Below are 25,055 nucleotides of genomic sequence, written 5' to 3'. Positions count from 1 at the left end.
TCTTGGATGGCGGACAATCCGGAAAGTCGGTTTACAAGTCGAAATCCTTGAAGATCTGCCGTTGTGCTAAGCCCACAGTTCGTCTCGGCTTCGTGCCCAGTTATGAAGGGCGGGGTCATCTTCGAGAGTCATGCGGTCCGAACCGGCAGTCTGGTCACGATAGCGAGCACTCCGAGTGTAGCTCGGCGCCAACCACCGATTTCGCGATCTGGACGAGGTGTGGGTGATGGGTGAAGAAGAGGACCTGAGTCGATTTCGACACCTCGGCGAGCACCTTAAAGCCCGCTTCTGCCCGCTCATCGTCGAAGTTCACGAAGAGATCATCGGCGAGGAAGGGCAAACTGATACCAGCGGCGACGGACTGCTCCAAAGCCGCGAGCCTCAGGGCAAGGAAGAGCTGGTCCGTAGTGCCCTCGCTCATGGCATCCACCTCCACCATCGTGCGCTGATCGTCCCGCATGCCCAAGAGGCGCGGCGTCGCGCCGTCGGCATCGATCTTCAGCGTCGCGTATCTGCCGGTCGTCAGGATGGAGAACAGTTCGCCAGCTCGCAGAAGCAACGGGTCCTGGTGTCGCTCGCGATACTTCTCGATCGCCCATTTCAGCATGACCGCCTGCGATCGCTTCAGGATGTAGTGCTCGGCGAGGACCTCCAGTTCGGACTTCGCTTGCTCGGCGTCCGTCGCCGCATCGACCGCCGAGGTGCCTTCTGTCGCGAGCGCCGCGAACGTGCTGCGCGCATCCCCGTGTGCAGTCGCGGCTTCGTCGGTGCTTTCGTTTAGTTCCTCGAGCTTCGCGTTGAGCGATGCGACACGCTCGGCGATTTGGTCTGGATTGGAGTCCGACACAGCGGCGATCAGCTCTGCCAAGGCCAAGCCATCCCCATCAGCAACGATCCTTCGTTCGGTCGCGGCAATCTCATCGCGCAAGGCGCGAAGAACACGCGACCGCTCAATCGCCGCGCCAAGAGCGGGGCGATCCGCTGACTTCGTTTCGGCAAGCAGCGGTCCGAGAGCCTCCTCGGCTGCCTTCAGCTTCGCCTGCGCCTCATCGACCTCACCGCCGCGCCGTCGACCCTCCTCGTCCAGAGAGCCGAGGAGCGTTGCCGATGAACGTGCTGCTGCCAGTCGCTCCCGAAGCATGCGGAGGCGGCTTGCGGCATCGCCCGGGGGCACGCCGATCCTGTCGGCAATGGCATCGACACTCGAAGCATGGTCACGAGCATCGCGGTTGATGCCATCTATCCGTCGACGGAGTAGCGCCTCTCCGGCGGTCGCCTCTCGAAGCTCGTCGAGGACGTCCAGCACTGCTCCGCAGGTCACGACGTCCAGGTTCAGACGAGCCTCAGCCAAGGCTGCCGTCCAATCGAACGCGTTCTTCGCGATGTCCGGATCGAGCTTCCCCTGCCGCTGTTCCAGTGCCTCAGCGTCAATCGCGACCTGGTCCAGTTCGGACTGAGCAACGCGTCGCTTCTGCTCGACCTCCTCGATCAAGGAACGCCGACGCTCGGCTGCGAGCAGCACGGGAGCTAGGAGGCCGCCAGAATCCTCAAGTGCCAGAGCGGCGGAGAGCGCTTGGCGGACTGCGTCGCGTCGCGCCCCTGACCGCTTGGCATCGGCCAGAAGATCCTGATGCTCTGAGTGTGCCGCCTCCGCTCGCATGCGGTCGGCCTGCCACGTCTGGAACCGGGACGGATCCAACTCGGGCAGGCCTGCATCGACCAACCGCGTCAGCCAGACTTTGAGCGACTGCTCATGCCGTTCCTTGGCGTCCTCGGCTCGCTTCCCTGCCTGTGATGCCTCCAGTTCGTGACCAGCCTTCGTTTGTTCGCGGACGGTGAGCCGGCTCGAAGCCTCCGCTAGGTTGAACCGCCGCTCCATTTTCTCGTCGACGGACGCAACACATGCCTCGAAGCCCTCGACCGCGGCGGCGGGCCCGGCCAGTGGTGCGCCATTCAGAACATGGTCGCGGATCGGCCTCCAGCGGCTCTCGCGAAGCTGCAGCGCCTCGAGAATTTCCTCCGGTGAGACAGCCGTTCCAGTCGCGGTCTGGGCGATCTCCAAGGCCAAGCCGGCAGCGAGTTCGTTCGAACGACGCGCGTCGTCCTCCTCGCGGCGGATCGTTGCAGCAAGCGCGGCCAACTCGTCGCGCGCGACCTCGATTTCCCGGTCACCAACGGTTGGGAGCTTGATGAGGCTCTCGAAGTCGCCGTTCCATGGGACCAATCTGCCGAGAGCTGCAGCGACCGCGATGCCGGCGACCTCCGCTTGGCGAAGGGCGGCCTCGACCCTCTCGTCAGCGTCGGCACCGAGGGATCGCGCGGCATCGACCGCATCCACGAGAGCATCCGGTGTAGCCTCCGCCGGGCTGGCATCCAATGAGCTCTGGGCGCGCTCCCGACGCGCTTCGATTGCTTGCCGGCTTTCGGTTAGCTGTTGGCTCGCGACCTGATGTTCGCCGTGGCGGCGGGCAAGGTCGCGCAGCTTCGCAGCCACGGAACGCTGAGGCGTTGCGTCGGCATTAACGCCAGCCTCCGCTCGCAGCCGTTCGACGTTTGCGGTGGCGGCGATCCGCTCCTGTTCGAGGCCGACGAGATCCCGTGCCGCCTTCGCTTCCGCACCTGAGTCTGCAACCAGGCGATCGATCTCCTCGCTCTCGTCGAGCACCGCGGTATCGGCAGCAATCTTAGCGCGTCGCTCCGCTATGTCGCGCTGGAGCAGCTCAGCAGCGGTGGCCTGACGCACCGCTTCCTCAGCTTCGTTGATCAGGGCCTCGGCGGCGTCCTCGCGCTGCCGCCCCAGATCAACGACGTCCGCGAAGGTATCCAGCGACGCCAATTGCTCGTCGCGCTGGCGCATCACCGGCGCTAGCCTGCGAACGCGCTCCGCCCCGCTCAGTTCTGCGTGAACTTGGTCGCGCTCACGTCGCGCCGCCGCGAGCGCCTCTCGCGTGCATTCGCTTGTCGCCTTGGCGTCGGACCATGCCTTTGGCTTCAACGCATTATCCCGAACCGTCTTGCTCGACTCAGAATAGATTCGCAGTGCTTGGGTGAACGTCCGGCTTGCCTTCGCGGTCGGACCCCAGATGCCATCGGATTCCGCTTCGAGCTTCTTCAACTCGTCCGCGACGCCAGTCAGACCGGATCCGGCTGCGAAGAGCGCTCGTCCGACGTCGTTCTTGGCTTCGACCATGGCGCGGCCACCTGAGCGCAGGGCATCCTGATTCAGGCTGAACGATAGCCCGAAGGTCTCGCGCGTCTGCCCCTTGAGCATTGCCCTCAGGGGCGCATCGTCGATCACCGCCTCGTTGGCGTCGAGCAGAGTGCCGGCCGAGCCCTTCTTCCGGCGGCAAGCAAGCGTGGCGCCGCTGTCCTCAAGGACGGCTCCCACGCGGAGCAGGGAGTAGTCGAACAGGAAGTTGTAGGGCGATCGGACCGGAAATCCGAAAAGGAGATCCGACACGGCCGCGAGCGATGTGGTCTTTCCAGCCTCGTTGGCGCCGTAAATTATATGAAGGTCGGGAGAGCCCAAACGAAAATTGAGTGCGCAGTCCTCGAAGCGACCATATCGTTCTAGCGAGAGACGAGAGAACCGCATGGTCAGGCCCCTCTCGTGAGGCGAGATCGCAATGCGGTCGACGCAGTCGCGAGGACGGACGACCAATCATCTTGCGCCGCCGACAAGCGGAGTTCGCCCTCCTCCGGTTCGCCAAGCGTCGTGCCGGCAGCGATCATGAACCTATCGAGATCTGCCTTGATAGCGGCGGCAAGGTCGGGGTCGGTCGCGGCCTCGTCGATGAGCAAGCCGAGGTCCTCGCCCATGGTAACGCCTTCCCGAGCAGGTTCGCTCACGAGCACCTTTACCTTCTCGACAAAAAGATTGGGCGAGATCGAGCCGGCGATGGCGCGGACGTCGTCGCGTAGCGACGCCGCGCGGTCGTGCAGGGCTCCGGCGGCCACGGTCTCGCCGACCAGTGTGACCCGGGCCACAAGCGGGCGACCAGATCCGTTTGAACTGTGGAGGCGGCCGAGCTCCGCTCTCACCAGATCGCCGACATCATCGTCGAGCGCGCCCACGCAGTCGACATCCAGCCGAATCCAGCGGATGACATCAAGCTCGACCCGCTCGAGCGCGGTCACCTCACGGTCGACCACCGTGACGATCACCACGCCTTTGGCTCCGGTCTCTCGAATGGTTCTGCCCTGCACGTTGCCTGGGAAGACCACGTAGGGATCCCGGCTCACGATCTCGAACTCGTGAACGTGACCCAGTGCCCAGTAGTCGTAGCCCTTGGAGCGAAGGTCATCCAAGCTGCAAGGCGCGTAAGCGGCGTGGCCCGGCCTTCCTGCAAGCGCGGTGTGCAGCATGCCGATGTTGAAGGCGTGATCATCGGCCGCCGGATAGGCCAGGACGAGGTTGTCGGTGACCGCGGGAGTGGAGAAGCTCTGGCCGTGCACGACGACCTCGAGGTTCGGCAACCGGTGCGTCTCGGGCCTGCGGGAACCGAAGAGCTTCACGTTTGGGGGCCAAGGCACCGTGCGTGAGATCACGGAGGCGGCGTCGTGGTTCCCGGCAAGCACGAAAGCGGGGATTTCAGCCTGGTCGAGCCGGCCCATAGCTCGCGCGAAATAAAGTCCGGTCCCCATGTCGCGCCAATCGCCGTCGAAAAGATCGCCGGCGATGACGACGAAATCCACCGCCTCATCGATCGCGCACTGAATCAAATTGTCGAACGCCGATCGTGTGGCCGACCGGATCTCCTCAATAGGCAGCCCTTCATACCGCGAGAGGCCATGCAATGGGCTGTCCAAGTGGATGTCTGCAGCATGCAGGAATCGAAAGCTTGACAATGTTGCCCCCTTTTTGGGTCGATGTCGCATGTTGGCAAATACCCTTGCCCTGCGATAGGCAGTGAATGTGAAAGTGATCGAGAGATCCTTCGTCAGATTTTAGCTTCGTCTTTACGAGTGAACACCCACACCCCGTTTTCCTTGCGCGAGCGAGCGAGCCCTCGACTTACAAGGCGATCCGCCGCACGGTTCACGTCCCACACGAGTTCGTCGATCGCATCCGCCATTTCGACGGCATTGCGTGGCTCGATCGGATCCATCGCAGCGAGGACAGTCGGCTCGATCGTCGCATCGTAGGCCGGTTCCCGGTTCCCCTCCTCAAACCTGTCGCACCAAAGGATGCGGCCGCGCCAGACGATGAAGTGGCTCTCGCACCCCCCGTCGCGCCACACCGACGGGAAGAGGGTCAATCCTCCGCCACGCATGTCCAGCCGCCAAGCCTTGTCAGCGCGGCTGTCGAGGTTGATCACGAGCGTCTCACCGCAACCGTCGGGGCACGCCATCACTATCGAACGGGGCCGGGCGCGAAACACCATCGACGCATCGCCCGGGGCCTCAAGGGAGGCCTCCGCTTGATCCCGATATTCGGCCTCCCCAACCATTCGGATCATGTGTGCGGGCGGCCTCATCGGTCATCCCCCTCAGGACGGGCCGGACGGACCGGCAGGTTCCAGGTCGGCCCCTTGGCCAGCGCGCCCGCAGGGGAGCAAACGATGCATTGCGACTGCACGGCGACGGCGATCTCCCTCACTCTCCCGCGGATACCGTCGTACGTCTGGTGGCGCGGCTTCACCGGCACTGGCGTGACGGCGCCGAGCAGCATAGTGACGGCCAGCGAGCTCACGGTCGAATTGATGGACAACACCGCGGGCTGCGGCTCGCGGACGCCATGCACGTAGGGATCGGCGGCGCGCTGCTCCGGCGTCTGCATCTCGCGCCGGATCACCTCGCCGTCCAGTGTGCCCGAACAGGTAAGGCACGGCAGACCCGGCGCAAGCATCTGCACACGTCCGGTGATGTGGGTCACCCCGCCGTTCGCGACGGTGATGCTGACGCCCATGTCGATCGCCGGCACCAGATATTGGTAGGCCGCCTGGCAGACGACGGCCCGGCTCGCGTGGGAGTCGGTGCAGAGCAGCACGAAGTCGAACGTGGCGAGCAGCTTGGCCACATCTTCGTCGACGATGTCGGCCCGTAGGGGGATGACGGTGGCGTCGGGGTTGATGGCGCGGATCATCCTCGCCGCCACGTCGACCTTCGGTGTGCCGACGTCCGACGGAACGGACCCTACGAGGCGGTTGAGGTTCGTGGCCTCGACCAGATCGGGGTCGATGACCGTGATCCACGACGCGCCCAGATGGGCCAGCTGCTGACAGACGAGTGATCCGGTGCCGCCAGCGCCGATGACGCCGAAGCGGAGCCGACGCAGCAGGCGTTGCCCCGGCTCACCGAATGCACGCACCTGCCGGTCGTCCCTCTTCTGGGCAGCGCGGCCGGGCATGGGCGAATGAAGCAAGAGCCGCTCTCCCACCTCCCATACGTCGATGCTCTCCCCCGCACCGAGCACCCTGGCACGGCAGCCCTCCGGTCCGATCACAAGCGCGACGTGCGGCACGGCCGCCCCGCGCTGGGCGAAATAGGGAGCGAGTTCGGTCTCGCCCTCGTCGTCGATCGACGAGAAGTGCGGATATCCCGAGCTGCCCGGATGCGTGTGGATGGCGATCACGGCCATGCCGGTCACCCGGCTGCGGTTGGCGACGTCGATGAGGAAGGACGGTTTGAGCACCGCGGACACGCAGTCCCGGCGTTCATAGGCGTCCTCCGGCACCGGCACGGCGTCGCCGACGATCCACGTGCTGGTGGCGGCATCGTGATGGGCGTAGGCGATGGCGCAGCTCTCCAGGCCGTCGGCGTCGAGCAAGCTCGACGTCAGGCCGGAGTAGGCCGGCGCGGCGAAGCGGATCCCGCTCATCGCACCTGCCTCATGCGCTCGATCACGACGTTCATCCATGAGGAGAGCGTGTCGCGATTGGGGTTCCAGGCGCCGGTGAGGTGCCAGGAGAACCACAAACCCATCTCGGTGGTCTCGGGGATGCCGTTCGGCGCCGAACTTTGCGGCATCGCCCCGCCGGTGAGACGCAGGTCGGCATCCGCCCAGAAGCAGTCGAGCTGGGCGAACGGGTATCCCGGCGGGATGAGAAAGCGGATGGTGGTCGAGGCCTTCGACCACCCCTCCGGCAGGTGCACACCCCGCACGGCGACGAGCGTGGTGCCGCTCGCCATCGGCCGGGACTGCACGTCGCCGAAGCGCTCCCGCAGCTGCTCCAGCTGCATGGTGAGGATGCCGGACATCAGCCGAAGTTCGCCTTCGGCACCGACGAGAAGCGGCGGATGCCGTGCTTCGGGTCGAGGCTGATTGTCTCGTCGTCGGCGATGATCCGGTCGGGATCGTCCCCTTCGCCCTCCAGCGCGAGATCGTGGGTCGGATCCCAGTCGGGCACCATCGCCTTGATCTGGGCGCCGGTCAGCTTCTTCTTGTCGGTCTCGTAGGGCTTGCCGTTCACGAAGAAGCGGTATGTCTGCTTGTGCGGGGCGGTGATGAAGCGCTCGACCCCTTCGCCGGTGAGGTCCACATCGCTGCCGGGCGGGATGAGCCGGTCGGTGCCGCCGCGGACTTCGAGGAAGACCGCCTCCTCCTCGCCGATGCCGGCGAGCGAGCGGAGGACCGTCTCGGGGATCAAGGTCATGCCCCAGACGATGCGGCTGTCGTTGAGCTTCACCCGATACAACGGGTCGCCGCTGAAGGCGATGAAGCGGTGGACGCCGCGGCCATGCAGGTCGACCTCCTCGTCGGGACGGACGTCCTCGAAGTCGCCTTCGCTCGTGATGGTGAACAGAGCGAAGTTGTCGATCGGGGTGGCGCCGCCCGCCTTCTGGATCTGCCGGCCGAGCGGAACCGGATCGTCGAGGATAGTGGGGGCGAAGTCGATGCCGTCAATGGCAAAAGAGACGCGGTAGCGCCCCGGACGCAGCGCGCGGCCTTCGAGGATGGCATCGGAGACGTCGTCGACGTCGATCAGGATTTCGGTGGGGGTCATCTGTGTTTACCTCATCGCGACCGCGGCGGCATGCGGCGGTCTCAAAGGGCAAATCCCCCAGCCAGGGACGACCGGTAATTCCCTCAGAGATTTTTTTGCAGCGACCCGCAGGCGATCGGGCCGCAGGTGTAGAACGCCGGGCAAAACGGGCATGTTCGTTCCGAACGCTCCGGGGCGAAGCGACCGGCGCTAATTTCCGCAAGCGCCGTCACCAGCTTCTCGCGCTGTTTGCCGAGTTTGTTGGCGTCGAAGGCGACTGCGATGGCCGGACCGGCGTCCGACAGATGGAGGATCTCGATGCCGCAATGAGGCATGCTGGCGGCGGCCATCTGGAATGCCGCATCGGCGAGCCCCTGCCCGGCGCTAGAAGAGGCGTGCCCCGTCCGCACGACGCGCGCCATGTGCCTTCCGTCACTCCCAACGATGACGTCGTCCGCCCGTGCGGTCACCACATCGTCGCGGATGACCGCCTGGAACGCCTCGATCTCGACGCGCCGCCCGCCCGCGCGTGAAGACGCGAAGCGTTGCACGAGAAGCAGGGCGGCCTCGCGATGGAGACGGTATTCCTCTCCCGCCAACGGGCTGATCGACCAGGCGGCGGCGAGCATCTCCTCCGCCTCCATCTGCGTGCACGCGTCGGGCTCGATGCGGGCCATGTCGTTCACCACCGCGCGTACGATGTCGTGCATCCGCGAGAGCGTGGTGGGCGTCCGCTTCCCGCCGGTCCCGAGAACATGCGTGTATAGGAAGCGGCGCGGGCAGCGGGTGTACAGGTCCAGCTGCGCGGTGGTCAGGACGAGAGGTGGCCCGACGCGGATCGGCAGCGGGAGGAGTTCGGGGTCGGGTTGGCGGTCGACGTGCTTGGTCGCTGACCGCTGCGTGATCGGTGCGAGTCTTGCGACATAGGGGGACGGATTGCGATTCCTGCCGCCCGCATCCTTCGTCGCGGAATAGACGAGCAGTCGATCGCGCGCGCGGGATGCTGCGACGTAGAACAGGCATTCCTGTTCGAGCTCATGGTCTGCTTTGGCGATGGCGACGGTGCCGCCCTCGGCGCCGTCGATCATGCCGTCCGGTACGGGACAGGCGGGGCGTCGGGCGGCCCGCGGCATGGAGTTCTTGTTGAGCCCCATCACGTGGACCGCCGGAAACTCCAGGCCCTTGCTGCCATGGATCGTCATCAGGCGGACCGCGTCGATACCTTGGGCTGCGATCGGCAGCTGCCGCAGATCTCGCTCGTCGGCGAGCATCACGAGACGCCGGATGGAGTCGAGGAGGTTCTGGATAGGTAGGCCCTGGCCGGGTCGTGCGGCTCGCAGGAAGCCCATGAACTGCCAGACGGCCACGCCCATCGAGCGTCCCGCGACGTCGTCTGCCTCGGAGAGCAGTGCGGCGGCGCGGGTCCGGTCCAGCAGGACGCGGGCGAGCACCGGCCAGGGGCGGCTCTCCTCGCTGAATCCGGTCAGCACGACGGCGAGATCCGAGAGGACCGCCGCGTCTTCGTCCGTGACCCCGGTGATTTCACTGGGCCGAGACGTCCACGCGAGCGGTGCCACGTCGCTCTGGCGGAGGTGCTCGACGACGGCCGCGGCACCCGTGAGCCCGAGGCGTGCGTCGAGTCCCGGCAGCGTCGGATGGCGCACAAGCGCCATGGCCCGCCGGTCGACGAGCAGCGAAAGCAGGGCCAGCAGATCCTTGACCTCAGGCCTGTCGAACAGATTGCCCAGGTAGAGTACGGGTATACCGCGACGTTCGAGTTCACCGCCGAGCCGGGCGAGGCGATCATTGCCGGGGCAGAGCACCGCCTGCCCCCGGAAGCCGATCGAAGGCTTAAGCGCCAGAATCTCGTCGGCCAGCGCGTCCGCTTCATCGTCGTTGTCGCCGAACGTCACGTGATCCGGGCGGCTGCCGCTTCTAGGCCGGTTCGCTTCGAGGCTGGCGTCGCCCGTGCCAGCGGCCATGTCCTGCCCGAAGGCGGAGAATGACGCGACGATTTCAGGGGTTGAGCGGTAGTTGACCCGGAGCCTTCCCCCCTGCGCTCCCGGGAAGTCCTCGGCGAAGCGCGACATGTTGTAGGAGGACGCACCGCGGAAGCGGTAGATCGCCTGTCGCGCATCACCCACCGCCCATAGGTCGCGGCCGCCATCGGTCAGCAACTGGAGGAGCCGAACGCTGCTGCGGTTCACGTCCTGATACTCGTCGACGAGGACGTGCTGATGGATGCCGCGCAGTTCCTGAGCGATCGACGGCATGCTTTCGAGGAGTGTGACGGGAAGGGCGACGAGGTCGCCGAAGTCGATGGCAACCGCGCAGCGCTTCAGTTGCTCGTAGCGCTCGTACACGAGCGCTACCTCCCCGCAGCGCTCCGCCGCCTCGCGCTCCTCGACAGTTGTCGCGGCATCGAGCATCAGGCGCGAGAGGTCGGCGAACCTCGTCGCATCGGCGACCTCGTCCTTCGCCCGCGATATGGCCGAGAGCATGTCCTTCAGCGGCCGCGCCGGATCCCACAGCTCCTGATGGTGGACGAGACCGAGCGACAGGTACTCATGCTCCAGCAACGCAATCGCCTCGGACCGGTCCATCAGGCGGGGTTCGCGATCGTAACCAAGGTCGCGATGACGTCGGCGTACTAGGTCCAAACCGAACGCGTGGAAGGTGCCGATCCACATGGCGGACGCAGCCTCCGGTCGCAGGGAGGCGATCCGATCCGACAGCTCCCCGGCCGCCTTGTTGGAGAAGGTGAGGACGAGGATCGAGCGCGGATCGACGCCCTCGTCGACGAGCAACGTCACCCGCTCCACCAGCGTCTGGGTCTTCCCGGTGCCGGGTCCCGCCTCCAGCAGATAGGCGGGACCACGGTACGACGCCGCTGCGCGCTGCTCGTTGTTCAGCTGCCTTACCGGCGCCGGGGCTAATGCCGGTTCCTCGTGCGCGATGGGCGGAAGGAGCAGCGCGTCCAGCAACTGCTGGGCCACGACCTCGAATGGCGCGCCCAGCCGTTCCGCGATCTGAGTGGCGGTCATCCCGTCGAGATGCAGGGCGCGAACCCGATGGCGCGGAAGGAGCAGTTCGCGCCCGAACAGGTCCATCTGGACCTCCCGGCGCTGCCGTCTGCTGTAGTCGGTGACCCTGTCCTCGCCGACCGGCGCGGCTTCGGACGACCGGGCGGGATCGATCTTGTGCGCCGTGTGCTCGACGCGGTCGTCGCCCAACGATGCGTGCCCGAGCTCGTGGGAGATGAGAAAGGCCTTGTGGAAGTCGTCACCACAATCCTCGTGCCGGATCGCGCGCGCCGTCGGATCGAAGTGGGCCCGACCATCCGACAGAAGAGGGCTGCCCGGTTCGATGGGCTCGACGTCCAGTTCCTTCGCCTTTGCCACGGCCGTCGCGACGGCGAGAGGGTTCCATGCATCGGTCCCGTCCGCCACCACCGCGTCGTGGAGGCGTGCGGCATGCTGCCTCGCGAGTTCGATGGCGTCCACGCGCCGGTCCTATTCCGCGAGCAGACGCACGCGATCCTCTTCCGGAACGCGGGCATCCAGGAGGAGCTTCTCGAAGGAGATGCGCTGTCCTTCGAGGGTCGGAGCCTCGTCCGCCTTGTAGCTCAGCCCTACCGCCAGCTGTGGGGGCCGGGCGAGGAAGCCGCGCAGACCTTCGGCGCTGGAGCCGAGTTCGCGCGCGAGCATGTCGAGGAAGCGGGCCGGTACCGTTGCCACATCAACGATGCGGGTCCGGAATCCGTGCATGACCGCGCTGGGTACGCCGAGCCTCTTTCGTATCGCGACCAGTGCCGTCGAAGAATGTGGGGCGAACGGGTCGGCGGCGGTCGCGGTCGCTGATCCGGCGCCCATCATGGTCTTGAAGGACTTCAACGACGTCTCGACCCACTCCTCGTCCTCCGGGACGCTCTGAGCCGAGGTCGTCCGCTGCAAACGCAGTTCGAGCGACAGGTCCACGAGTTGATCGGCGAGGCGGGGATGGTCGCGCAGATACCGCTCGAGTGTCTCGCGATCGTGCTCGGGCTCGGCCGCGAACTCCAATAGGATATCCTCGGCATTTTCTCGATCGGGATCAGTCATCTGCGCTTCCAATCTCTAATGTCTTCCGGATGCTCTCGATCGCCGCGTCGCGGCGGTTACGGACGGTCTTCTCCGCAACGTCGAGCACTTTGCGTATGGAAAGCACCGCATCGTCCGAAGAGTCCAACTGCATTCCCTGTCTGATCATCTCGATAACCCTCCGCTGCTTGTCCGGTAGGGCGTCAATCGCGGCGGCGACGCGGGACCGGTAGATCGGATCGTCCGAGAGCAGCATCTCCTCTATGTCGAGGCTTCCGACGGCGCGTTCGACCGCCAGCGATGGCTCATTGGTCTCCGGGTTGCGTTCGATCGGCTCGGTGCGCCTCGCCTCCCGCCCCGTCTTGCGCAAGGCGCTGGCGCGCAGCGCGGCGATGGCGTCGGCGAACATGACCTCGAAGTAATCGAGCCCGGGGCCGGGCTCGTTCCGATCGGAGGCAAGCCGCTCGTTGAAGGCGTCACGCACCCGGTCGCGGGCACCTGCTGCGTGGATGTTCTCCGCCTTGTCCATCCGTTCGCCCTGCACGCGGGGCATGACCGCATCGATGCGACGCATGATCTCGCGATAAAGACGGTCGAACTGGCTTTCGGAGTTGTCGATCCGTGTCCGACGGATGAGATGGACGAGGCATTCGGACGGGACATATCCGGCCGCCGAGGGATCGCGGATCGCGATAACCTTCTGCAAGTCGTCGCGAGACATAGCGAGCAGCGACTGGAGCGCCATCTCGATCTCCGGCCTACGGGTGTACCGTGTGCCGTCACGGCGCTTGCGGGTGAGCGGCGTTGGGTGGATGACCCCCTCATCTCTCATCGACAGCGGTGTCCAGCATGCTTGCGGCAGCGCACAATCCGGCTACCATACCCGGAGCCTTGGCATTCTTGCCGAAAGCCGAAGCATCAAGTCGCGATGTTCTCGCCAAATCCATCAACACCTCGCGGCTTTATTTCCAGAGACCTTTAGATTCGACTTCGCTTAGCAGCAAGCAACCCCGACGATTTCGATCTGGAGAATCTCGGTTGTCGGGCATGCTGTGCCCGGACGACAGCAAACGTGTCAGTGCAGCCCGCAAGGCGTCTGTCAGCTAGCGGCCCAGCTTCGGCCGATCTTGCGATACATGAACAGACGGCAGCTTATAGGAAGCGAGGTTGGGCGCACAAATGTCCGAGATGGCGGCGCTAACCGCCATTGGCGCGACGTTGCCGGCCGCATTGACAGCATGATGCGGGAGAATCCACTCTGAAGCCTGACTGGGTCCGCTCGAATTTCGACGACCCTTTTGTCCGAAATATGACCACAAATTTCGGACATTGGTTGCAACTTGTCCGAAAAATATATACAAATTTCGGACAAATGAGGAAGACGAACGACCTGAAGAGCTGCGTCCTCGAGCGGATCGCCACCGGTGTGCCACGAGCTGTATGGACGGCGGCGGACTTTCTCGACCTCGCCACGCGCGCCGCCGTCGATAAGGTCCTCCAGCGTCTTGTCGCGGCCAGCACGCTCCGCCGGCTCGACAGAGGCCTATACGACAAGCCGGCCTTCAACCGCCTCACCAAGGCGCCCAATCCCCCCGATCCACGCCAAGTGGTCGAGGCGATCACCCGCCGCGACCAGATTCGGGTTCTGGTCGACGGCATGACCGCCGCCAACGATCTTGGTCTCACCAATGCGGTTCCAGCAAAGATCGTCGTCCACACCGACGCCCGACTGAAGCCGGTCCATCTCGGCAATCTCGACATCAGCTTCCGGCCTACGGCCGCCAGCAAGCTCTTTTGGGCTGGTCGCCCGGCGATGCGAATCGTGCAGGCGCTTCACTGGCTGCGCGACGCCACGACAGACGTCGAGGAGAACCAAGTCATCCGCTACAGGCTCCAGCAGCTTCTCCGGCGCGAGCCGGACGGCGCACGGCTGCGCAAGGACCTGCGCGACGGAATGTCGACATTGCCGGCCTGGATGCAGGACTATCTGAGAAGCATCCTCACCGACGAGCCCAAAGCCGCATGAATCTGAACTATGATGTGATCCTGTCCGCCGATCAGGACACGCGGGCGGGTCTCTTCACCGCGACCGCGCTGCGCCTCGGCACAACTCCGCAAAATGCCGAAAAGGACTTCTGGGTCTGCTGGACGCTGGACTCGCTCTTCAACGGCCTTCCGGACGGGCCAAGGCTGCTGTTCAAGGGTGGCACCTCGCTATCCAAGGGCTTCGGGCTGATCCGTCGCTTCTCTGAAGATATCGATGTCACGGTGTTCCGCGACGACCTCGGCAAAGCCGCGAGCGTCGAGAGCTGCAGGCGCTGAGTCGCAAGAAGCGCGACGCCGCACTCGACGCGATCAAGGCGGCGTGCGAAGCCTATATCAACGGGCCGCTTCTGGAGCAGCTGTCCTCGATCGCCGCCGCCACCGCTGAACGGACCGGCTTGCCCGCCGACCGATTCCGCATCGCGCCGCACGACGCAGACAGCCAGACGCTGCTGGTTCATTATCCAACCGCGACGCCCACCGACGGCTATATCGACAAAGCGTGAAGATCGAGTCCGGCGCCAAATCCGCACTCGATCCCAACGCGGTCCATAGCATCCGTCCCTATGTTGACGAGGACGCTCCCGATCTGGATCTGATCGTTTCGAACGTCACGATCGTCGATGCTGAGCGCACCTTCTGGGATAAGGTCGTGATCCTGCACGGGTTGCGCCGCTGGTTCGATATCCGCGGTGGGCTGCGCGGCAACGGGCACCGCGTGTCCCGTCATTATTACGACGTTCACATGCTCCTGACATCCGACGCTGGTGAGAAGGCTTTGGCTAACCCATCACTGGGTGCCGACTGCGTCGCGCACGCGCGCATGTTCTTCAACAGGCCCGATTTCGACCTTGCGTCTGCGGAAGCACCCAGCTTCGCGCTGTGCCCCGAGGGCGCCATGTATGATGATCTACGGCGCGACTATGCAGCCATGAGTACCATGATCTTCGGCGCGGTGCCCGATTTCGATGCGGTGATCGAAAGTGTCGCAACGTTGCAGTCGAGGCTGAATGCCGAGCACCTGCAAGACTGAAACGCATGGCTGACAGGGGGCGGCTGATCCTCGAAAGATCCTTGGAGCCGCCCGGAGGCGGTTGGCCCTTCCGAGCCTATCAGCAGATTGGCGTCTTTCGACCGCCTCACGAAATACTCGGCCCGCTGCGCTGCCGCCCGTTCGTCCAGCTTATGCCGTCACCGCGCATGATGCCCGAAACACTCTTGCCGACATGACGATCCAAATCCGGTCGCCACGGCACCAGCGTGAACTCCCTCGACTTCTCGATCAGCGCGAGACGCCCACCCATGATATCAATGGGCCGGCGATAGATGCCGCTGATCTGTTCGCCGTCCATGGTTTCGGCGAACGCCATCCCCAGCTCGCGTGAAAGCTGGGTGGCCGTCCGCAACAGCTCACGACGCCGGAGCAGGTCGATCATGCCCGCCCGATAGGCGGTCTGACCGCCCGTGTCCTCGGCGAGCCCTTGCGCGATCAGCCACTGGCGTCGCCGTGCCTGCGCATCGCGCGCGTCAGCCCCAAATCCAGCATCGCGCAAGGGGACCGGATCGGCGGCGATCAACTCTCGGTCGAGCCAGGTCGCGGCGTCTGCCTCGATCAGCTTGCCCAGAGGCTGCGACGACAGCGCCTCGACCATCACCGGCCGATCCCTTGCGCGCGCCGCCTCATAGGTGGCCGCGCGCTCGAGATGGTCAGGCTCGATGATCCAGGTGCCATCGGCCTCGCGAGTCACCCCGCCGGTCAACCGCCGCATCGCCTCAAGGCGGTGCACATGGGTTTCGGCAAAGGCTTCGGTGGCGGTGGCGTCGTATGAGAGATGCGCGTCGATGTCGTAGCGTCCGCCATTGGCGGCGGCGACCGTGGCAACGGTGCGATCGGCTTCGCGGACACCGCTCGCGAATGGCTCGATCCGCACGATCGCGCCGCTCGCGAGCATATCGACATTTTCGCCCCGGCCGATTTCGACATAATGGGTGCGTCCATCGGTCGCCTCGACGAGCAGATAATGGCGATCATTGAGCTCATCCGACAGGCCGCGCTCGATCACGCGTCCGACGAGCGGCCGCGCGCCTGGCACGCCGGGGTCATAGATAGCCTGGTCGGCGAGTGCGGGCGCGTGCCCCCGTGCGGTAAAAGCGCGCTGCATCGTGCGGATGATGTCGCCGCGCTCACCCATGCGCCTGAGCGTGCCGGCAAGATCGGGGTCTAGCCCCCAGAGCATTTTGTTCGCGAGCTGGGCAAGCCCCAGCCGCTCCAGTTTGCGCAGCCGTCCCATGCGGATGGTCTGGTCCAATGCGTCGCGCCCCGCCGCGCTCACCAGTCCGGCCTCATCGACGTCGCGAAGCAGGGCGCGATCGATGCTGGTCAGCCGCTCCTGATCGACCTCGCCGCGAAGCCTGTCCTCAATGTCGCTCGTCGAGCGCGGTCCGAGATCGAGATCGACGAGCTCGGCGGCGCGCTCGCGCATGCCCTGCGTGATATATTCGCGGGCAATGATCAGATCCTTGCCCCGATCGTCACGCCCACGCACCACGATATGAGTGTGGGGATGACCGGTATTGAAATGATCGACCGCCACCCAGTCGAGCTTTGTCCCGAGATCTTCTTCCATGCGGGCCATCAGCCGGCGCGTGAGCGGTTTCAGATCTTCATATTCGGCGCCGTCTTCCGGGGAGACGATGAAGCGGAACTGGTGGCGGTCTTGAGCGCCCCTGTCGAGGAAGGCCCTGCCGTCGACCTTGTCGCTGTCCGCACCGTAGAGCTCGCCGCGCCCGCCACCCCGCGTCGTGCCGTCGCGCTCGATATAACGAAGATGGGCACGCGCGCCGGCGAGCCCCTTGCCCGCGAGTTTCACGATGCGCGACTTGATGATGACGCGGCGCTGGCGGAATGCGGCATACCTGTCGCGGCTCGCGAGCACGCGCCCGATGCCCGCACCGCGTCCGATCCGGCTGCCGTCGAAGCGGCGGGTTCGACCGCCCGGCATCGCGCTGCCACCGCGTGCGAGGTTGGCGGCAGCGAGGACGCGGTGAAGATATTTGCAGCCGTGATTACCGGTGCGGGCGCGCATGCGGCCAAGGCGCGGTTCGAACTCGTCTTCGTTGCTCATGGCGAACCTGTTTTGAGGGGGTGGGCAGCCAGCATGGGCCGCATTCAAGCGGCTGAAAACCGGTGCCAGAAAGGACAAGCATTTCCGCCGCGCGCAGCCGGCCATGGCACTGTCGCAAAACCCATGGTGCCAAAATTAGCCAAAATTCCAGGGGAAAAAGATGTGCAGACAAAGAGTTATGGTGACGTCCCGCAGGATGGCACCATTGCTTCATCTTGCCTTACGCGCCCAAAACCCGCTCATTTCCCGATTTCATCCCCCATCCCCCTTCGGCGAGCCGAGGCCAAAAGAATGAGCGACGCCGTCGAAGCGCCGCTCCTCATGTGATAAGGTTCAATGCATGTCGTCGAACGCCCCCTCGGCTTGCCCTGCGCTCTCGAAGTGCTGAAGGTCGATCATGTCGTGCACTGCGCCATCGCCGTCGACGATGCAGGCCGCGACATACCAGCGGCCCGCGATCCAGCCGATGATTGCCACGCGATCCAGCTCGAAATCATCGCCGTCAACGCTCTCATAAGCACCCAGATGCTGCTCGTTCATGCGAGCATCCCAGTGGAAATCCGCTGCTTCCGCTTCGAGAAAATAGGTTGCCAGCGCTTCGATTCCGGCCGTGCCAAACTCGATTTCAAGGTCCGAAACCAATGCCGGAAAAGGGTCATCCTTCACACGTTCTATGGTCGGGATCGCTGTCATGAGAACCTCCTGAGCCTTAACCCTCGCAACGAGGACGAAGCTTCGAGGACGGGCGGCGGCGCGGCTGTCAGGGCCGCGGGGCGGAGCCCCGCGCCGCGCAAGCGGCGGCGGAGGAACCGATTTGGCGATAGCCAAATTGGAGGGGCCGCCGGCCTTGTACAGCCGCGCCGCCGCCCGTCATGCTGGGCCTTGCCGAGACGAGCCCTCCACCCACCGGAAACCAGAACTGCGACTATTCTTCGGGATGCGTGCCGCTCCCGAGCCGGACGAACAGGCTGGCGGATGGTTCGCCAGCATCCCCTGCCGGGCGCGGAGTTGATCCGCCGAGCGTGAAGAAAATGCCGCTGGGAGGCTCGTCGTCTGCCGCGACCGGACGTTCCGGCAGGCGGCCGCTCAGTGTCTCCAGATAGGCGCGCGTCTCACGTGGGAGTCGCCTGCCCGTTGCGAGATGATCTGCGTAACGCGCGGGCCCGGCATTATAGGCGGCGAACAGTCCGGGATAACCGAAGCGGTCGTACATCAGTCTAAGATAGGCGGTGCCGGCGAGGATATTGTCGCGCGGATCGTGGGGATCGAGGCCCAGTGACAGACGCGCGCGCATCTCGGTCCAGGTTCCGGGCATGAGCTGCATCAATCCCATCGCGCCCGCATGGCTCGTGATCGGACGGCCTCCAAGCTCGGTGTGTCCACCGCTCTCGGCGCGCATGACGCGCTCGATCCAGTCTTCGGGCACCCCGAATCTTGCCGATGCCTCGGCGATATGTTGCCACCATTGCACTACGCCATCAGCCCGTACGGGCGACGAAACCAGCAGCGCGAGCGCTGCGACGGCCAGTTTCAGCGCGGCCATATCAATCGCGCCTCGCCCACCACATCGCGCGCATGGGTCGGCCCGAAATAGCGCCCGTCGAACGAGGCTGGCGTGTCCATGAGCAGGAACAGCGCGCCTTGTCGAAGCGTCACGCAGCCGCTCCACCACGGCATCGGCCGCCCGGCACCGTCCTTTGCAAATCGCTCGGCGATCCAGCGGCCATTGACGAAGACTTTCCGGCCCAGCGCGCAGACACGGTCGCCGGGTGCGGCCGCGACGCGTTTCACGAGCGGCACATTTGCGGGCAGATAATGACGGCGTGCGGCGAAGACGCGAAAGTTTCGGGGCACGCGCGCGATCACCATGTCGCCGCGCCCGAGGCCCGCGCGGTCGCCCACATGATAGAGGCCGATGGGCGCGCTTGCAGACGCATTCCACAACAGGATCGGGCGCGGCGGAAACAGGGCGGTGTGGGCCAGCCCTGCAATTATCGCGCCGATCAACGCGGCATGAAGGCGCCGCCGCGTCATCGATCGCGACCCCGATCATCGCCGGCGACGCGCTTCGACCAGGCGTCGAGATCGTCGATATGATAGCGGATATGGCGGCAATGACGCCGGTAGCGGGGGCCGGTTCCGGCAGTGCGATGTGCCTGCAGCGTTCGCGTGGAGAGCCCCAGATAATGGGCAGCCTGCTCGGGACTGAGAAAGGGCGAGCCTCGTGCCGCGCGTGCCGCACGCTCGTTCTCGTCGCTGCTCCCCTCGTCCCTGTCCATGCCTGTCTCCGTGAGCGTGGACGCGGCCAGCCGCCGCATCTCGCTCCTGTGCATGCCGGCAAGGAACATCGGTGCAGAGGCTCGAAAATCGCACCCTCGAAAATCGAGCCCCACAAGACAGCGAGCGGGAAATGGCCCCGCGCCCGAAAGCGCGGGGCCGGTGCCCGCCTCAGTCGGCGGGGTTCCAGATGACGGCATAGGTGTCGTCATCGTCCTGCCCTGCGGCGCGGCCGAGATTGGCGTAGAGCCTGCGCGGTCCGAACTCGGGTGCGGCGAGGCTCAGCGATACATAGTCCTTGCCCGACATGTCGCCGGTGCGGACCCAGCCGGCGCCGATCTCGACCCCGCCTGTCATCACCCGGTAGTCGGGCTGGGCGTCATTCGCCTTGGAGCGATTGGGAATGATCTCGATCTCGGCGCGGATCGAAACCGTCCTGAGCTGACCCTTGAAGCCTTCGCCATTGCGGGTCACGTAACCGATAGCTGGCATTGTCTGTCTCCTTCATGGTGATCGCCCGAAACCGTTCCGGACGATGGGCGGACCTGAGGGACGGCTTCATGCGGACCCGCGAACCGGCAGGCCGAAGCGACAAGCGGAGGACCGGAAGCGAAGGCTTATTTGAAAGCGCGAAAGCGCCCGCGAGGAGCCCGTGGCACACGGGCGGGGAAATAAGCCTGAAGCGATGGTTTCGGCGGAGCCGCGGCCGTTCCAGGTCATGCGCCCAAGGAGCCGGATCGGTTGGGCGCGATTGAAAAGGGGCGCAATCCTGCCACAGGAAACTGGCCCGGCAATGGCGCGCGCGCCAGGGCTCGCAACATGGCTTTCGCAAAGCCGCGAACATGTTTATCGCCCCGCTCGGGGAATCAGAATGACGGTATTGGACAAGGTCAGGGCGTTGATCGAGCGGCTGTCGCCCGAATCGATCTGCGACGATTGCATCACCGAGCGGCTGGACCTGTCGGCCACCAGTCAGGGCAATCGCAAGTCCCGTGAGCTGGCGGGCGCGGACGGATTCGAGCGGCATATCGACGTCTGCGCCCTCTGCAAAAGGCGCAAGACCGTGATCCGTCATATCCCGGGGTGAATGCGCGCCGACGCCGAAGGCGGCAGCGCGCGCGAATTTTCTTGGCAAGAAATTGAAGCGGGCGGCGGATACCCGCCGCCCGCAAGAGGTCAGGCCGCAAGCGGTTCGGGCTCGGCGGGTGCAGCGGCCCCACCCGGCACGTGCGGATCGGGATCGCGCGTCTGCGCGGCCCGCGCCGCCTCGACCTTGGCATGTGCAGCGACGGTGCCGACGCCGCCCCGTGTCGTATAGGCCGACGGTGGGAACGCCATCCAGCGCGGCACCCATTCGCCCACCTTGGCACGTCCGTTCACGCCTTCGAGATGGTCGCGAACGATGCGCTTGAGGGTCCTGGTCTTTTCCTGGGCATTGGCGCGCGCAATCAGCTCGCCCGCCACATCGGTGACGATGCATCCAAGCACCTCCCGGTCGCGGATCAACTCGAAAAAGGCATCATCGGCTCGCCAGTAGTGCGTCATGTCGACGCCGATATGGAGCCCGACGGCCTCGACCGCGGCGCTTCCCGAGGCCAGCGTTTCGCCCATGACGATTGCGATCACCTCCATGACGACCGGATCGGGCAGGTCTAGCAGGCGAAGGAAAATCGCACTCACCCCATAATCGTTGCCATACCCACCAGTCACAGTCGGCACTTCGGCGGAGTAGCCGAGCATGTCGAGCACGGCGCGTCGACGTTCGTCGAAATCACTCTCGCCCTTGCAGGTTTCGACGCTCTCGCGGACGTCGTCATTGCGCGTCGTCTGCGGCTCGGGCTTGACGGTCCACAGATGCGAACCATTGATGGCATGGGCGACCATCATCCGCAGCGCTACGCCGGGATGCGCGGTCAACGCCGCGCGGACGGCGGCATGGCGATGCAGATCGATATAGGTCTGGAGCGTGGCTGTCACTTCGGGACGTGGCGGCTTGTGCCCGGTGCCAAGCGCTTCCCCCTTGGCGATGCGCCGCGCCTCGCTGCGGCTGACATAGCCCTCGTGGAAGGTCACCTCGCCGTTCGGGCGCACATCGACATAGACGCGCCCGCCCTTGCGCTTGGGCGCTTTCTCATATTCCCATGAATGAAAGCGCTCGGACGGGCCGACGACGATCACGTCCGCCCATCCTGCCTCCAGATATTCGTCTCGCCTCGCATCGATCGCCGCGTCCTGAGCGGTCCAGAACGCGTCGGCATCGGCGAAATAGCGATTGTCGCCGAACAGGTCGGCGATGGTCTGGCCAGCAAAGCCGTCGAGATCGAACAGCGCATGACGTGCCGCGATCGACTGCCCGCCGAACAACCATGATTTCAACTGATGGCCGGTGGGCAGGTAGCTGTCGGGATCGTCTGCGAGCGCGAGCCACGCCTTTTGCTGGCTCTTGCTCGCCAAGGTGAGATGGCGGACGGTCGCCGCGTCGATTTCCTCCCGCCGGTACATATCGCGAATACGCGGCAACAGATTGCCGAGCGCGAGCACGCGGCGGACGGTCAGCTCGGGCAGGCCGAAGGTTGCCGATATGTCATCAACCGTGCGGCCCTCCTTCACCAGTCGGACGAAATTCTCCCACTGCGTCACTTCGTCGGGGTCGAGCCGCGCGAGATTTTCAATGAGCGAGGCCTCGATGGCGTCGGCGTCGTCGCCGGGGTCGAGGATCGCGCAGGGCAGCGCTTCCGCCTCTCCGCGCTCGTCGCCGACGATTCTGCTGGCGTGGTAGCGGCGGCTGCCCGCCACGATGCCGAACCTGCCTTCGTCACTGGCCGGCTTGACGATGAGCGGCTGGATGACGCCGCGCTTTCTGATCGTCGCGATGATGTCGGAAACGTCGGGCGTCTTCTTTCCATAGCGCATATTCGTCTTGTCGATGAACAGCTTGTCGAAAGGGATATATTCGAGTTTCATGATCGTCACTCCATTGGGAGTGCCGGTCCTGCTCGCGATGATGACCAGATCGTAGCTTGAGCGGACCGGCTTCTTGTCGGCGGCGAACGGCCGCCACGTCATCCACCGCTTGTCACGGCGAAAGTTCGTCGGCGGGCGTGTCGCTCGCGAATGAGAGAAGGAAATCGGCGGCCTTGCTGGCCTGGCTGGCGGCGCGGAAGATCGCGCGACTATCGTGGCGCAGCACATCGAGCCAGCCAGCCAGATAATCGGCATGACGGACGGTGGGGACGATGCCGAGCGCGGCGCAGAGAAAGGCCGCGCCCATTTCTGCGACAAGCTCTTCGCGCGCATAATCGGCGCTTCCGAAGCAGCCCGACTGGTCGCGCGCGAGGCGGCTCGCATGGCCAGTCCAGTGGGTCAGTTCATGGAGGCAGGTGCGGTAATAGTTGATCTGCTCGAAAAAAGCGGGCTGCGGCGGGACCTGCACAAAATCGCGCGATGGCGCATAGAAGGCTCGTTCTCCACCGATGCGGAAATCAGCGCCGGTGGCAGCGATCAGCCGTTCGGCTGCGGGCATGGTCGCGCGCTCGGGCAGCGGGGCATCGGGTGTGCTAAATCCGTCGGGCAGCCCCTCGCATTGCGCCGCGTTGAACAGGGTGAAACGCTTGAGAAAGGGGATGGCTCTTGCCTCGTCCCCCGTCTCTCTCGCGCGCTCCTTTTCGGTATCCGGCGTGAAGCGGTCGGCATAGACGACGCAGGTGCCGCGCTCGCCCTTTCGGACGACACCGCCAGCCGCAAGCGCCTGCCGGAAGGTCAGCCAGTTCTGGGTCGGCCAGCCATGTTCGATGACCGAACCCCACAGGATGAGGATATTGACGCCCGAATAGCGGCGCGCAGTGATCGCATTGCGCGGCAGGCCCGGCGCGGTCGCGCCCGGCTGTCCGGGGGCACCGGAGTGGCCGGGGGCTGCGGCCACTCCCCATGGCTGGACCCATGGAAAGCGCCCCGCCTCGAGTTCGGCGACGATGCGGTCGGTTATTCTCCTGTTAAGGCGCCGCCGATGCCCCTTATTCCCGATGAATTTCGACCGCTGACAAGTCCGGGTGTCGCGACTGCGGAGGGGTATGTGGTACTGGATGGCCCCGGTGGTGTCGCGATAACAATGACGCCCGATGCCGCCGCCCGGACAGGACACAGTCTGATCATGGCCGCAGTGATTGCCGAACAATTTCGCGCGGAGCGTCGATTGCCGGAATGAAATTTTGCCGTTCGCCGCGCGTGTCGCCGCTGCTTGAGGCCGGCTGTGCAATGCTGGGATTGGTGCTGGCCCGCGAAGCGCTGTTGGCTTCTGGGCGCCTGGCCTTTGCTAAGCTCGGCCCGCCCAACCTTGTCCTCGACCTCCTGTTGAGCCGCAAGTTGCTTTTTAGTTCGAGCCCGAGCGCTCGCGTTCCCAGGAAAATCCACCGGTTGGCCGATACCAGGAATTTCTTGCGAACCTCAGGAAGGCACTCGGCTTGCGCTCGACACATGCATTTATGTGCCATTGCCAAACAATTCTCAGTGTTGCTCACCGCAGTCATGATGCGCACTCTTCAGAATGCGCCATCGAAGGCCCGTTATTTTCCTGTTGGCGGCGGAGTGAGCAACGCACTCGAGAAGCTCACCTCCGGGCGAAATCTGGCGGATTAGGCCGATCGCTGCCGCTTGCGTTGTGAGGCCCCCTTCGAGCGGTAGTCGACGGATGTTGGCCTTTTGAAGCCGTTGACCGGATTGACGCTTCCAGAGATCCGGTCGTTCAAGCTTCATGAAGCTATGGCAGGTTTCGGTTAGCCGAAGATGCCCACTGAACGGCTGACATTGGGACGTTATCCGCAGCGCGCAATCCCGTCCGCCTGCTGAAAGCCTGCGTCTGGAGGCGGTCGCAGTCGTGGTGGTCGGTCAATTGCCTCGCGCGGGAGGGCACCGTCGCCTTCTATCAGGCAGGTATCGTGCCGGGACGCAGGTAGGTGAACATATGAGCGACATAGTCGGCCTTACCTAGGTCCACGCCTTCGGCACGCAGAATGGCGTAGGCGATCATCACGTGAAAGTAGAACTGAGGTAGCGCCCAATCGCGAGCGTACTGCTCCGCTGTGAGGTCGAAGACCATGCCCGCGGGCAGCGCATGGGCGATCGGCGTCGCACGATCCACGTCCAACGCGTGCTGGGCGACCGCCTCGACGACCGCTATGGTTTCGTCGATTCTCGCACGAGCGTCGGCTACCGAGCCGGGGTGGTCGGCCGCGCTTCGCCCCTCATTCAGCAATACTTCCACCGAGGCCGGGAACTCCCGCCCCTGCAGCCGGAACACGCCCTCATGCGCCTGCACGCACGCGAAGCGAATCTGGGTCGACAGCGGGAACATGTCGGGAGCGAGGCGGGCAGACAGAAGAGCATCCGCCTTGCCGTCCGGCATCTGTGCCTCCGCCTTGCCGAGCCAAGCTGATAGCGCCTTCAGCATCTGCACGTAGGTTGGCGCGAGGACATCTGGCAGCGTCACAATGGTTCCTTTCCGTAGCCAGTCACACACTTTGGCTTGGGAGGCCGTCTAAACCGCGTCGTACAAGAACGCCATGTTTACAAATCAAATCCCCTCGCAGACCGACGTGTGTTGCGGGAGG

The 25,055-nt window shown here is 64.8% G+C and carries 24 protein-coding genes; 6 read left to right on the top strand and 18 right to left on the bottom strand.

Annotated elements, in window-relative coordinates; all coding sequences use genetic code 11:
- Positions 1–154 precede the first annotated feature (154 nt).
- The 9 genes from D3876_RS08615 to D3876_RS08575 all read right to left on the bottom strand — a co-directional run bounded on the left by D3876_RS08615 (position 155) and on the right by D3876_RS08575 (position 12,836).
- Positions 155–3,595, bottom strand: a complete 3,441-nt coding sequence (locus tag D3876_RS08615; protein WP_119761422.1) for an ATP-binding protein — start codon at positions 3,593–3,595, stop codon at positions 155–157.
- Positions 3,596–3,597: 2 nt separating this feature from the next.
- Positions 3,598–4,848: a metallophosphoesterase family protein gene (locus D3876_RS08610; protein WP_182911958.1), complete on the bottom strand. Its 1,251-nt coding sequence runs from the start codon at positions 4,846–4,848 to the stop codon at positions 3,598–3,600.
- Between the two features lie 92 nt (positions 4,849–4,940).
- Complete coding sequence (locus D3876_RS08605; RefSeq protein WP_119761420.1) at positions 4,941–5,459, bottom strand: ubiquitination-like system serine protease family protein; 519 nt, start codon at positions 5,457–5,459, stop codon at positions 4,941–4,943.
- A gap of 14 nt (positions 5,460–5,473) precedes the next feature.
- The gene (locus tag D3876_RS08600) at positions 5,474–6,820 is read right to left on the bottom strand and encodes a HesA/MoeB/ThiF family protein (RefSeq protein ID WP_182911957.1); all 1,347 of its coding nucleotides are present in this window, start codon (positions 6,818–6,820) and stop codon (positions 5,474–5,476) included.
- Complete coding sequence (locus D3876_RS08595; protein WP_119761416.1) at positions 6,817–7,200, bottom strand: E2/UBC family protein; 384 nt, start codon at positions 7,198–7,200, stop codon at positions 6,817–6,819. Before D3876_RS08595 ends, D3876_RS08600 begins: the two co-directional genes overlap by 4 nt.
- Entirely contained in the window at positions 7,200–7,946 is a 747-nt protein-coding gene (locus D3876_RS08590; protein ID WP_119761414.1) for a multiubiquitin domain-containing protein, read from the bottom strand. The genes D3876_RS08595 and D3876_RS08590 overlap by 1 nt, the downstream gene beginning before the upstream one ends.
- A gap of 83 nt (positions 7,947–8,029) precedes the next feature.
- Positions 8,030–11,428 (bottom strand): ATP-dependent helicase, encoded by a 3,399-nt coding sequence (locus D3876_RS08585; RefSeq protein WP_119761412.1) that lies wholly within the window; start codon positions 11,426–11,428, stop codon positions 8,030–8,032.
- A 9-nt stretch (positions 11,429–11,437) separates the two neighbouring features.
- Positions 11,438–12,025, bottom strand: a complete 588-nt coding sequence (locus D3876_RS08580) for a hypothetical protein (protein ID WP_119761410.1) — start codon at positions 12,023–12,025, stop codon at positions 11,438–11,440.
- Positions 12,018–12,836, bottom strand: a complete 819-nt coding sequence (locus D3876_RS08575) for an RNA polymerase sigma factor (protein WP_147417620.1) — start codon at positions 12,834–12,836, stop codon at positions 12,018–12,020. The genes D3876_RS08580 and D3876_RS08575 overlap by 8 nt, the downstream gene beginning before the upstream one ends.
- Before the next feature lie 540 nt (positions 12,837–13,376).
- On the opposite strand from D3876_RS08575, the gene D3876_RS08570 reads away from it, so the two are divergent.
- The 3 genes from D3876_RS08570 to D3876_RS21220 all read left to right on the top strand — a co-directional run bounded on the left by D3876_RS08570 (position 13,377) and on the right by D3876_RS21220 (position 15,080).
- Positions 13,377–14,030: a DUF6088 family protein gene (locus tag D3876_RS08570; RefSeq protein WP_119761406.1), complete on the top strand. Its 654-nt coding sequence runs from the start codon at positions 13,377–13,379 to the stop codon at positions 14,028–14,030.
- Positions 14,027–14,326 carry a nucleotidyl transferase AbiEii/AbiGii toxin family protein gene (locus D3876_RS21225; protein WP_420801951.1) on the top strand — a complete coding sequence of 100 codons (300 nt, stop codon included), beginning with the start codon at positions 14,027–14,029 and terminating at the stop codon, positions 14,324–14,326. The genes D3876_RS08570 and D3876_RS21225 overlap by 4 nt, the downstream gene beginning before the upstream one ends.
- Before the next feature lie 223 nt (positions 14,327–14,549).
- Positions 14,550–15,080 carry a nucleotidyl transferase AbiEii/AbiGii toxin family protein gene (locus tag D3876_RS21220; RefSeq protein ID WP_420801950.1) on the top strand — a complete coding sequence of 177 codons (531 nt, stop codon included), beginning with the start codon at positions 14,550–14,552 and terminating at the stop codon, positions 15,078–15,080.
- Positions 15,081–15,186: 106 nt separating this feature from the next.
- Here D3876_RS21220 and rlxS read toward each other — a convergent pair whose 3' ends face one another.
- The 6 genes from rlxS to D3876_RS08535 all read right to left on the bottom strand — a co-directional run bounded on the left by rlxS (position 15,187) and on the right by D3876_RS08535 (position 19,941).
- On the bottom strand, positions 15,187–17,172 hold the full coding sequence (gene rlxS, locus D3876_RS08560; RefSeq protein WP_119761404.1) for a relaxase/mobilization nuclease RlxS: 1,986 nt from the start codon (positions 17,170–17,172) through the stop codon (positions 15,187–15,189).
- A 333-nt stretch (positions 17,173–17,505) separates the two neighbouring features.
- Complete coding sequence (locus tag D3876_RS08555) at positions 17,506–17,865, bottom strand: hypothetical protein (RefSeq protein ID WP_119761402.1); 360 nt, start codon at positions 17,863–17,865, stop codon at positions 17,506–17,508.
- 232 nt (positions 17,866–18,097) lie between these two features.
- Positions 18,098–18,715, bottom strand: coding sequence for a lytic transglycosylase domain-containing protein (locus tag D3876_RS08550; protein WP_119761400.1), 618 nt, complete (start codon positions 18,713–18,715; stop codon positions 18,098–18,100).
- A complete protein-coding gene (locus D3876_RS08545) occupies positions 18,703–19,206 on the bottom strand; it encodes a S26 family signal peptidase (RefSeq protein WP_119761399.1) in 504 nt (167 codons plus the stop codon). Before D3876_RS08545 ends, D3876_RS08550 begins: the two co-directional genes overlap by 13 nt.
- Positions 19,203–19,451 carry a helix-turn-helix domain-containing protein gene (locus D3876_RS08540; protein ID WP_119763616.1) on the bottom strand — a complete coding sequence of 83 codons (249 nt, stop codon included), beginning with the start codon at positions 19,449–19,451 and terminating at the stop codon, positions 19,203–19,205. Before D3876_RS08540 ends, D3876_RS08545 begins: the two co-directional genes overlap by 4 nt.
- Positions 19,452–19,620: 169 nt before the next feature.
- A complete protein-coding gene (locus D3876_RS08535; RefSeq protein ID WP_119761397.1) occupies positions 19,621–19,941 on the bottom strand; it encodes a DUF736 domain-containing protein in 321 nt (106 codons plus the stop codon).
- 379 nt (positions 19,942–20,320) lie between these two features.
- Here D3876_RS08535 and D3876_RS08530 point away from each other — a divergent pair, with 379 nt between their 5' ends.
- Positions 20,321–20,536 (top strand): hypothetical protein, encoded by a 216-nt coding sequence (locus D3876_RS08530; RefSeq protein WP_119763614.1) that lies wholly within the window; start codon positions 20,321–20,323, stop codon positions 20,534–20,536.
- An 89-nt stretch (positions 20,537–20,625) separates the two neighbouring features.
- Here D3876_RS08530 and D3876_RS08525 read toward each other — a convergent pair whose 3' ends face one another.
- Both D3876_RS08525 and D3876_RS08520 read right to left on the bottom strand, forming a co-directional pair.
- The gene (locus tag D3876_RS08525; RefSeq protein WP_119763612.1) at positions 20,626–22,413 is read right to left on the bottom strand and encodes a ParB/RepB/Spo0J family partition protein; all 1,788 of its coding nucleotides are present in this window, start codon (positions 22,411–22,413) and stop codon (positions 20,626–20,628) included.
- A 112-nt stretch (positions 22,414–22,525) separates the two neighbouring features.
- Positions 22,526–23,473: an ArdC family protein gene (locus D3876_RS08520; protein ID WP_119763610.1), complete on the bottom strand. Its 948-nt coding sequence runs from the start codon at positions 23,471–23,473 to the stop codon at positions 22,526–22,528.
- Here D3876_RS08520 and D3876_RS08515 point away from each other — a divergent pair.
- Positions 23,456–23,653 carry a hypothetical protein gene (locus tag D3876_RS08515; RefSeq protein ID WP_119763608.1) on the top strand — a complete coding sequence of 66 codons (198 nt, stop codon included), beginning with the start codon at positions 23,456–23,458 and terminating at the stop codon, positions 23,651–23,653. The genes D3876_RS08520 and D3876_RS08515 overlap by 18 nt on opposite strands.
- Complete coding sequence (locus D3876_RS08510; RefSeq protein WP_147417619.1) at positions 23,650–24,084, top strand: hypothetical protein; 435 nt, start codon at positions 23,650–23,652, stop codon at positions 24,082–24,084. Before D3876_RS08515 ends, D3876_RS08510 begins: the two co-directional genes overlap by 4 nt.
- Before the next feature lie 286 nt (positions 24,085–24,370).
- Here the strand turns inward: D3876_RS08510 and D3876_RS08505 are convergent, their stop codons facing one another.
- Positions 24,371–24,934: a DUF1993 domain-containing protein gene (locus D3876_RS08505; protein ID WP_119761393.1), complete on the bottom strand. Its 564-nt coding sequence runs from the start codon at positions 24,932–24,934 to the stop codon at positions 24,371–24,373.
- Positions 24,935–25,055 lie beyond the last annotated feature (121 nt).

Source organism: Sphingomonas cavernae (genome assembly GCF_003590775.1).
Taxonomy (GTDB): Bacteria; Pseudomonadota; Alphaproteobacteria; order Sphingomonadales; family Sphingomonadaceae; genus Sphingobium_A; species Sphingobium_A cavernae.
Note: the sequence above shows the minus strand (reverse complement) of the source record. Positions and strands in the feature narration are given on the sequence as shown.

Coding starts and splice junctions, on each gene's coding strand:
- D3876_RS08525 (WP_119763612.1), bottom strand. CDS start 22,413: ATGAAACTCGAATATATCCCTTTCGACAAGCTGTTCATCGACAAGACG.
- D3876_RS08575 (WP_147417620.1), bottom strand. CDS start 12,836: ATGAGAGATGAGGGGGTCATCCACCCAACGCCGCTCACCCGCAAGCGC.
- D3876_RS21225 (WP_420801951.1), top strand. CDS start 14,027: ATGAATCTGAACTATGATGTGATCCTGTCCGCCGATCAGGACACGCGG.
- D3876_RS08515 (WP_119763608.1), top strand. CDS start 23,456: ATGCCCCTTATTCCCGATGAATTTCGACCGCTGACAAGTCCGGGTGTC.
- D3876_RS08555 (WP_119761402.1), bottom strand. CDS start 17,865: ATGACAGCGATCCCGACCATAGAACGTGTGAAGGATGACCCTTTTCCG.
- D3876_RS08600 (WP_182911957.1), bottom strand. CDS start 6,820: ATGAGCGGGATCCGCTTCGCCGCGCCGGCCTACTCCGGCCTGACGTCG.
- D3876_RS08545 (WP_119761399.1), bottom strand. CDS start 19,206: ATGACGCGGCGGCGCCTTCATGCCGCGTTGATCGGCGCGATAATTGCA.
- D3876_RS08615 (WP_119761422.1), bottom strand. CDS start 3,595: ATGCGGTTCTCTCGTCTCTCGCTAGAACGATATGGTCGCTTCGAGGAC.
- D3876_RS08510 (WP_147417619.1), top strand. CDS start 23,650: ATGAAATTTTGCCGTTCGCCGCGCGTGTCGCCGCTGCTTGAGGCCGGC.
- D3876_RS08605 (WP_119761420.1), bottom strand. CDS start 5,459: ATGATCCGAATGGTTGGGGAGGCCGAATATCGGGATCAAGCGGAGGCC.
- D3876_RS08580 (WP_119761410.1), bottom strand. CDS start 12,025: ATGACTGATCCCGATCGAGAAAATGCCGAGGATATCCTATTGGAGTTC.
- D3876_RS08540 (WP_119763616.1), bottom strand. CDS start 19,451: ATGGACAGGGACGAGGGGAGCAGCGACGAGAACGAGCGTGCGGCACGC.
- D3876_RS08530 (WP_119763614.1), top strand. CDS start 20,321: ATGACGGTATTGGACAAGGTCAGGGCGTTGATCGAGCGGCTGTCGCCC.
- D3876_RS08570 (WP_119761406.1), top strand. CDS start 13,377: ATGAGGAAGACGAACGACCTGAAGAGCTGCGTCCTCGAGCGGATCGCC.
- D3876_RS08595 (WP_119761416.1), bottom strand. CDS start 7,200: ATGTCCGGCATCCTCACCATGCAGCTGGAGCAGCTGCGGGAGCGCTTC.
- rlxS (WP_119761404.1), bottom strand. CDS start 17,172: ATGAGCAACGAAGACGAGTTCGAACCGCGCCTTGGCCGCATGCGCGCC.
- D3876_RS08550 (WP_119761400.1), bottom strand. CDS start 18,715: ATGGCCGCGCTGAAACTGGCCGTCGCAGCGCTCGCGCTGCTGGTTTCG.
- D3876_RS08590 (WP_119761414.1), bottom strand. CDS start 7,946: ATGACCCCCACCGAAATCCTGATCGACGTCGACGACGTCTCCGATGCC.
- D3876_RS08535 (WP_119761397.1), bottom strand. CDS start 19,941: ATGCCAGCTATCGGTTACGTGACCCGCAATGGCGAAGGCTTCAAGGGT.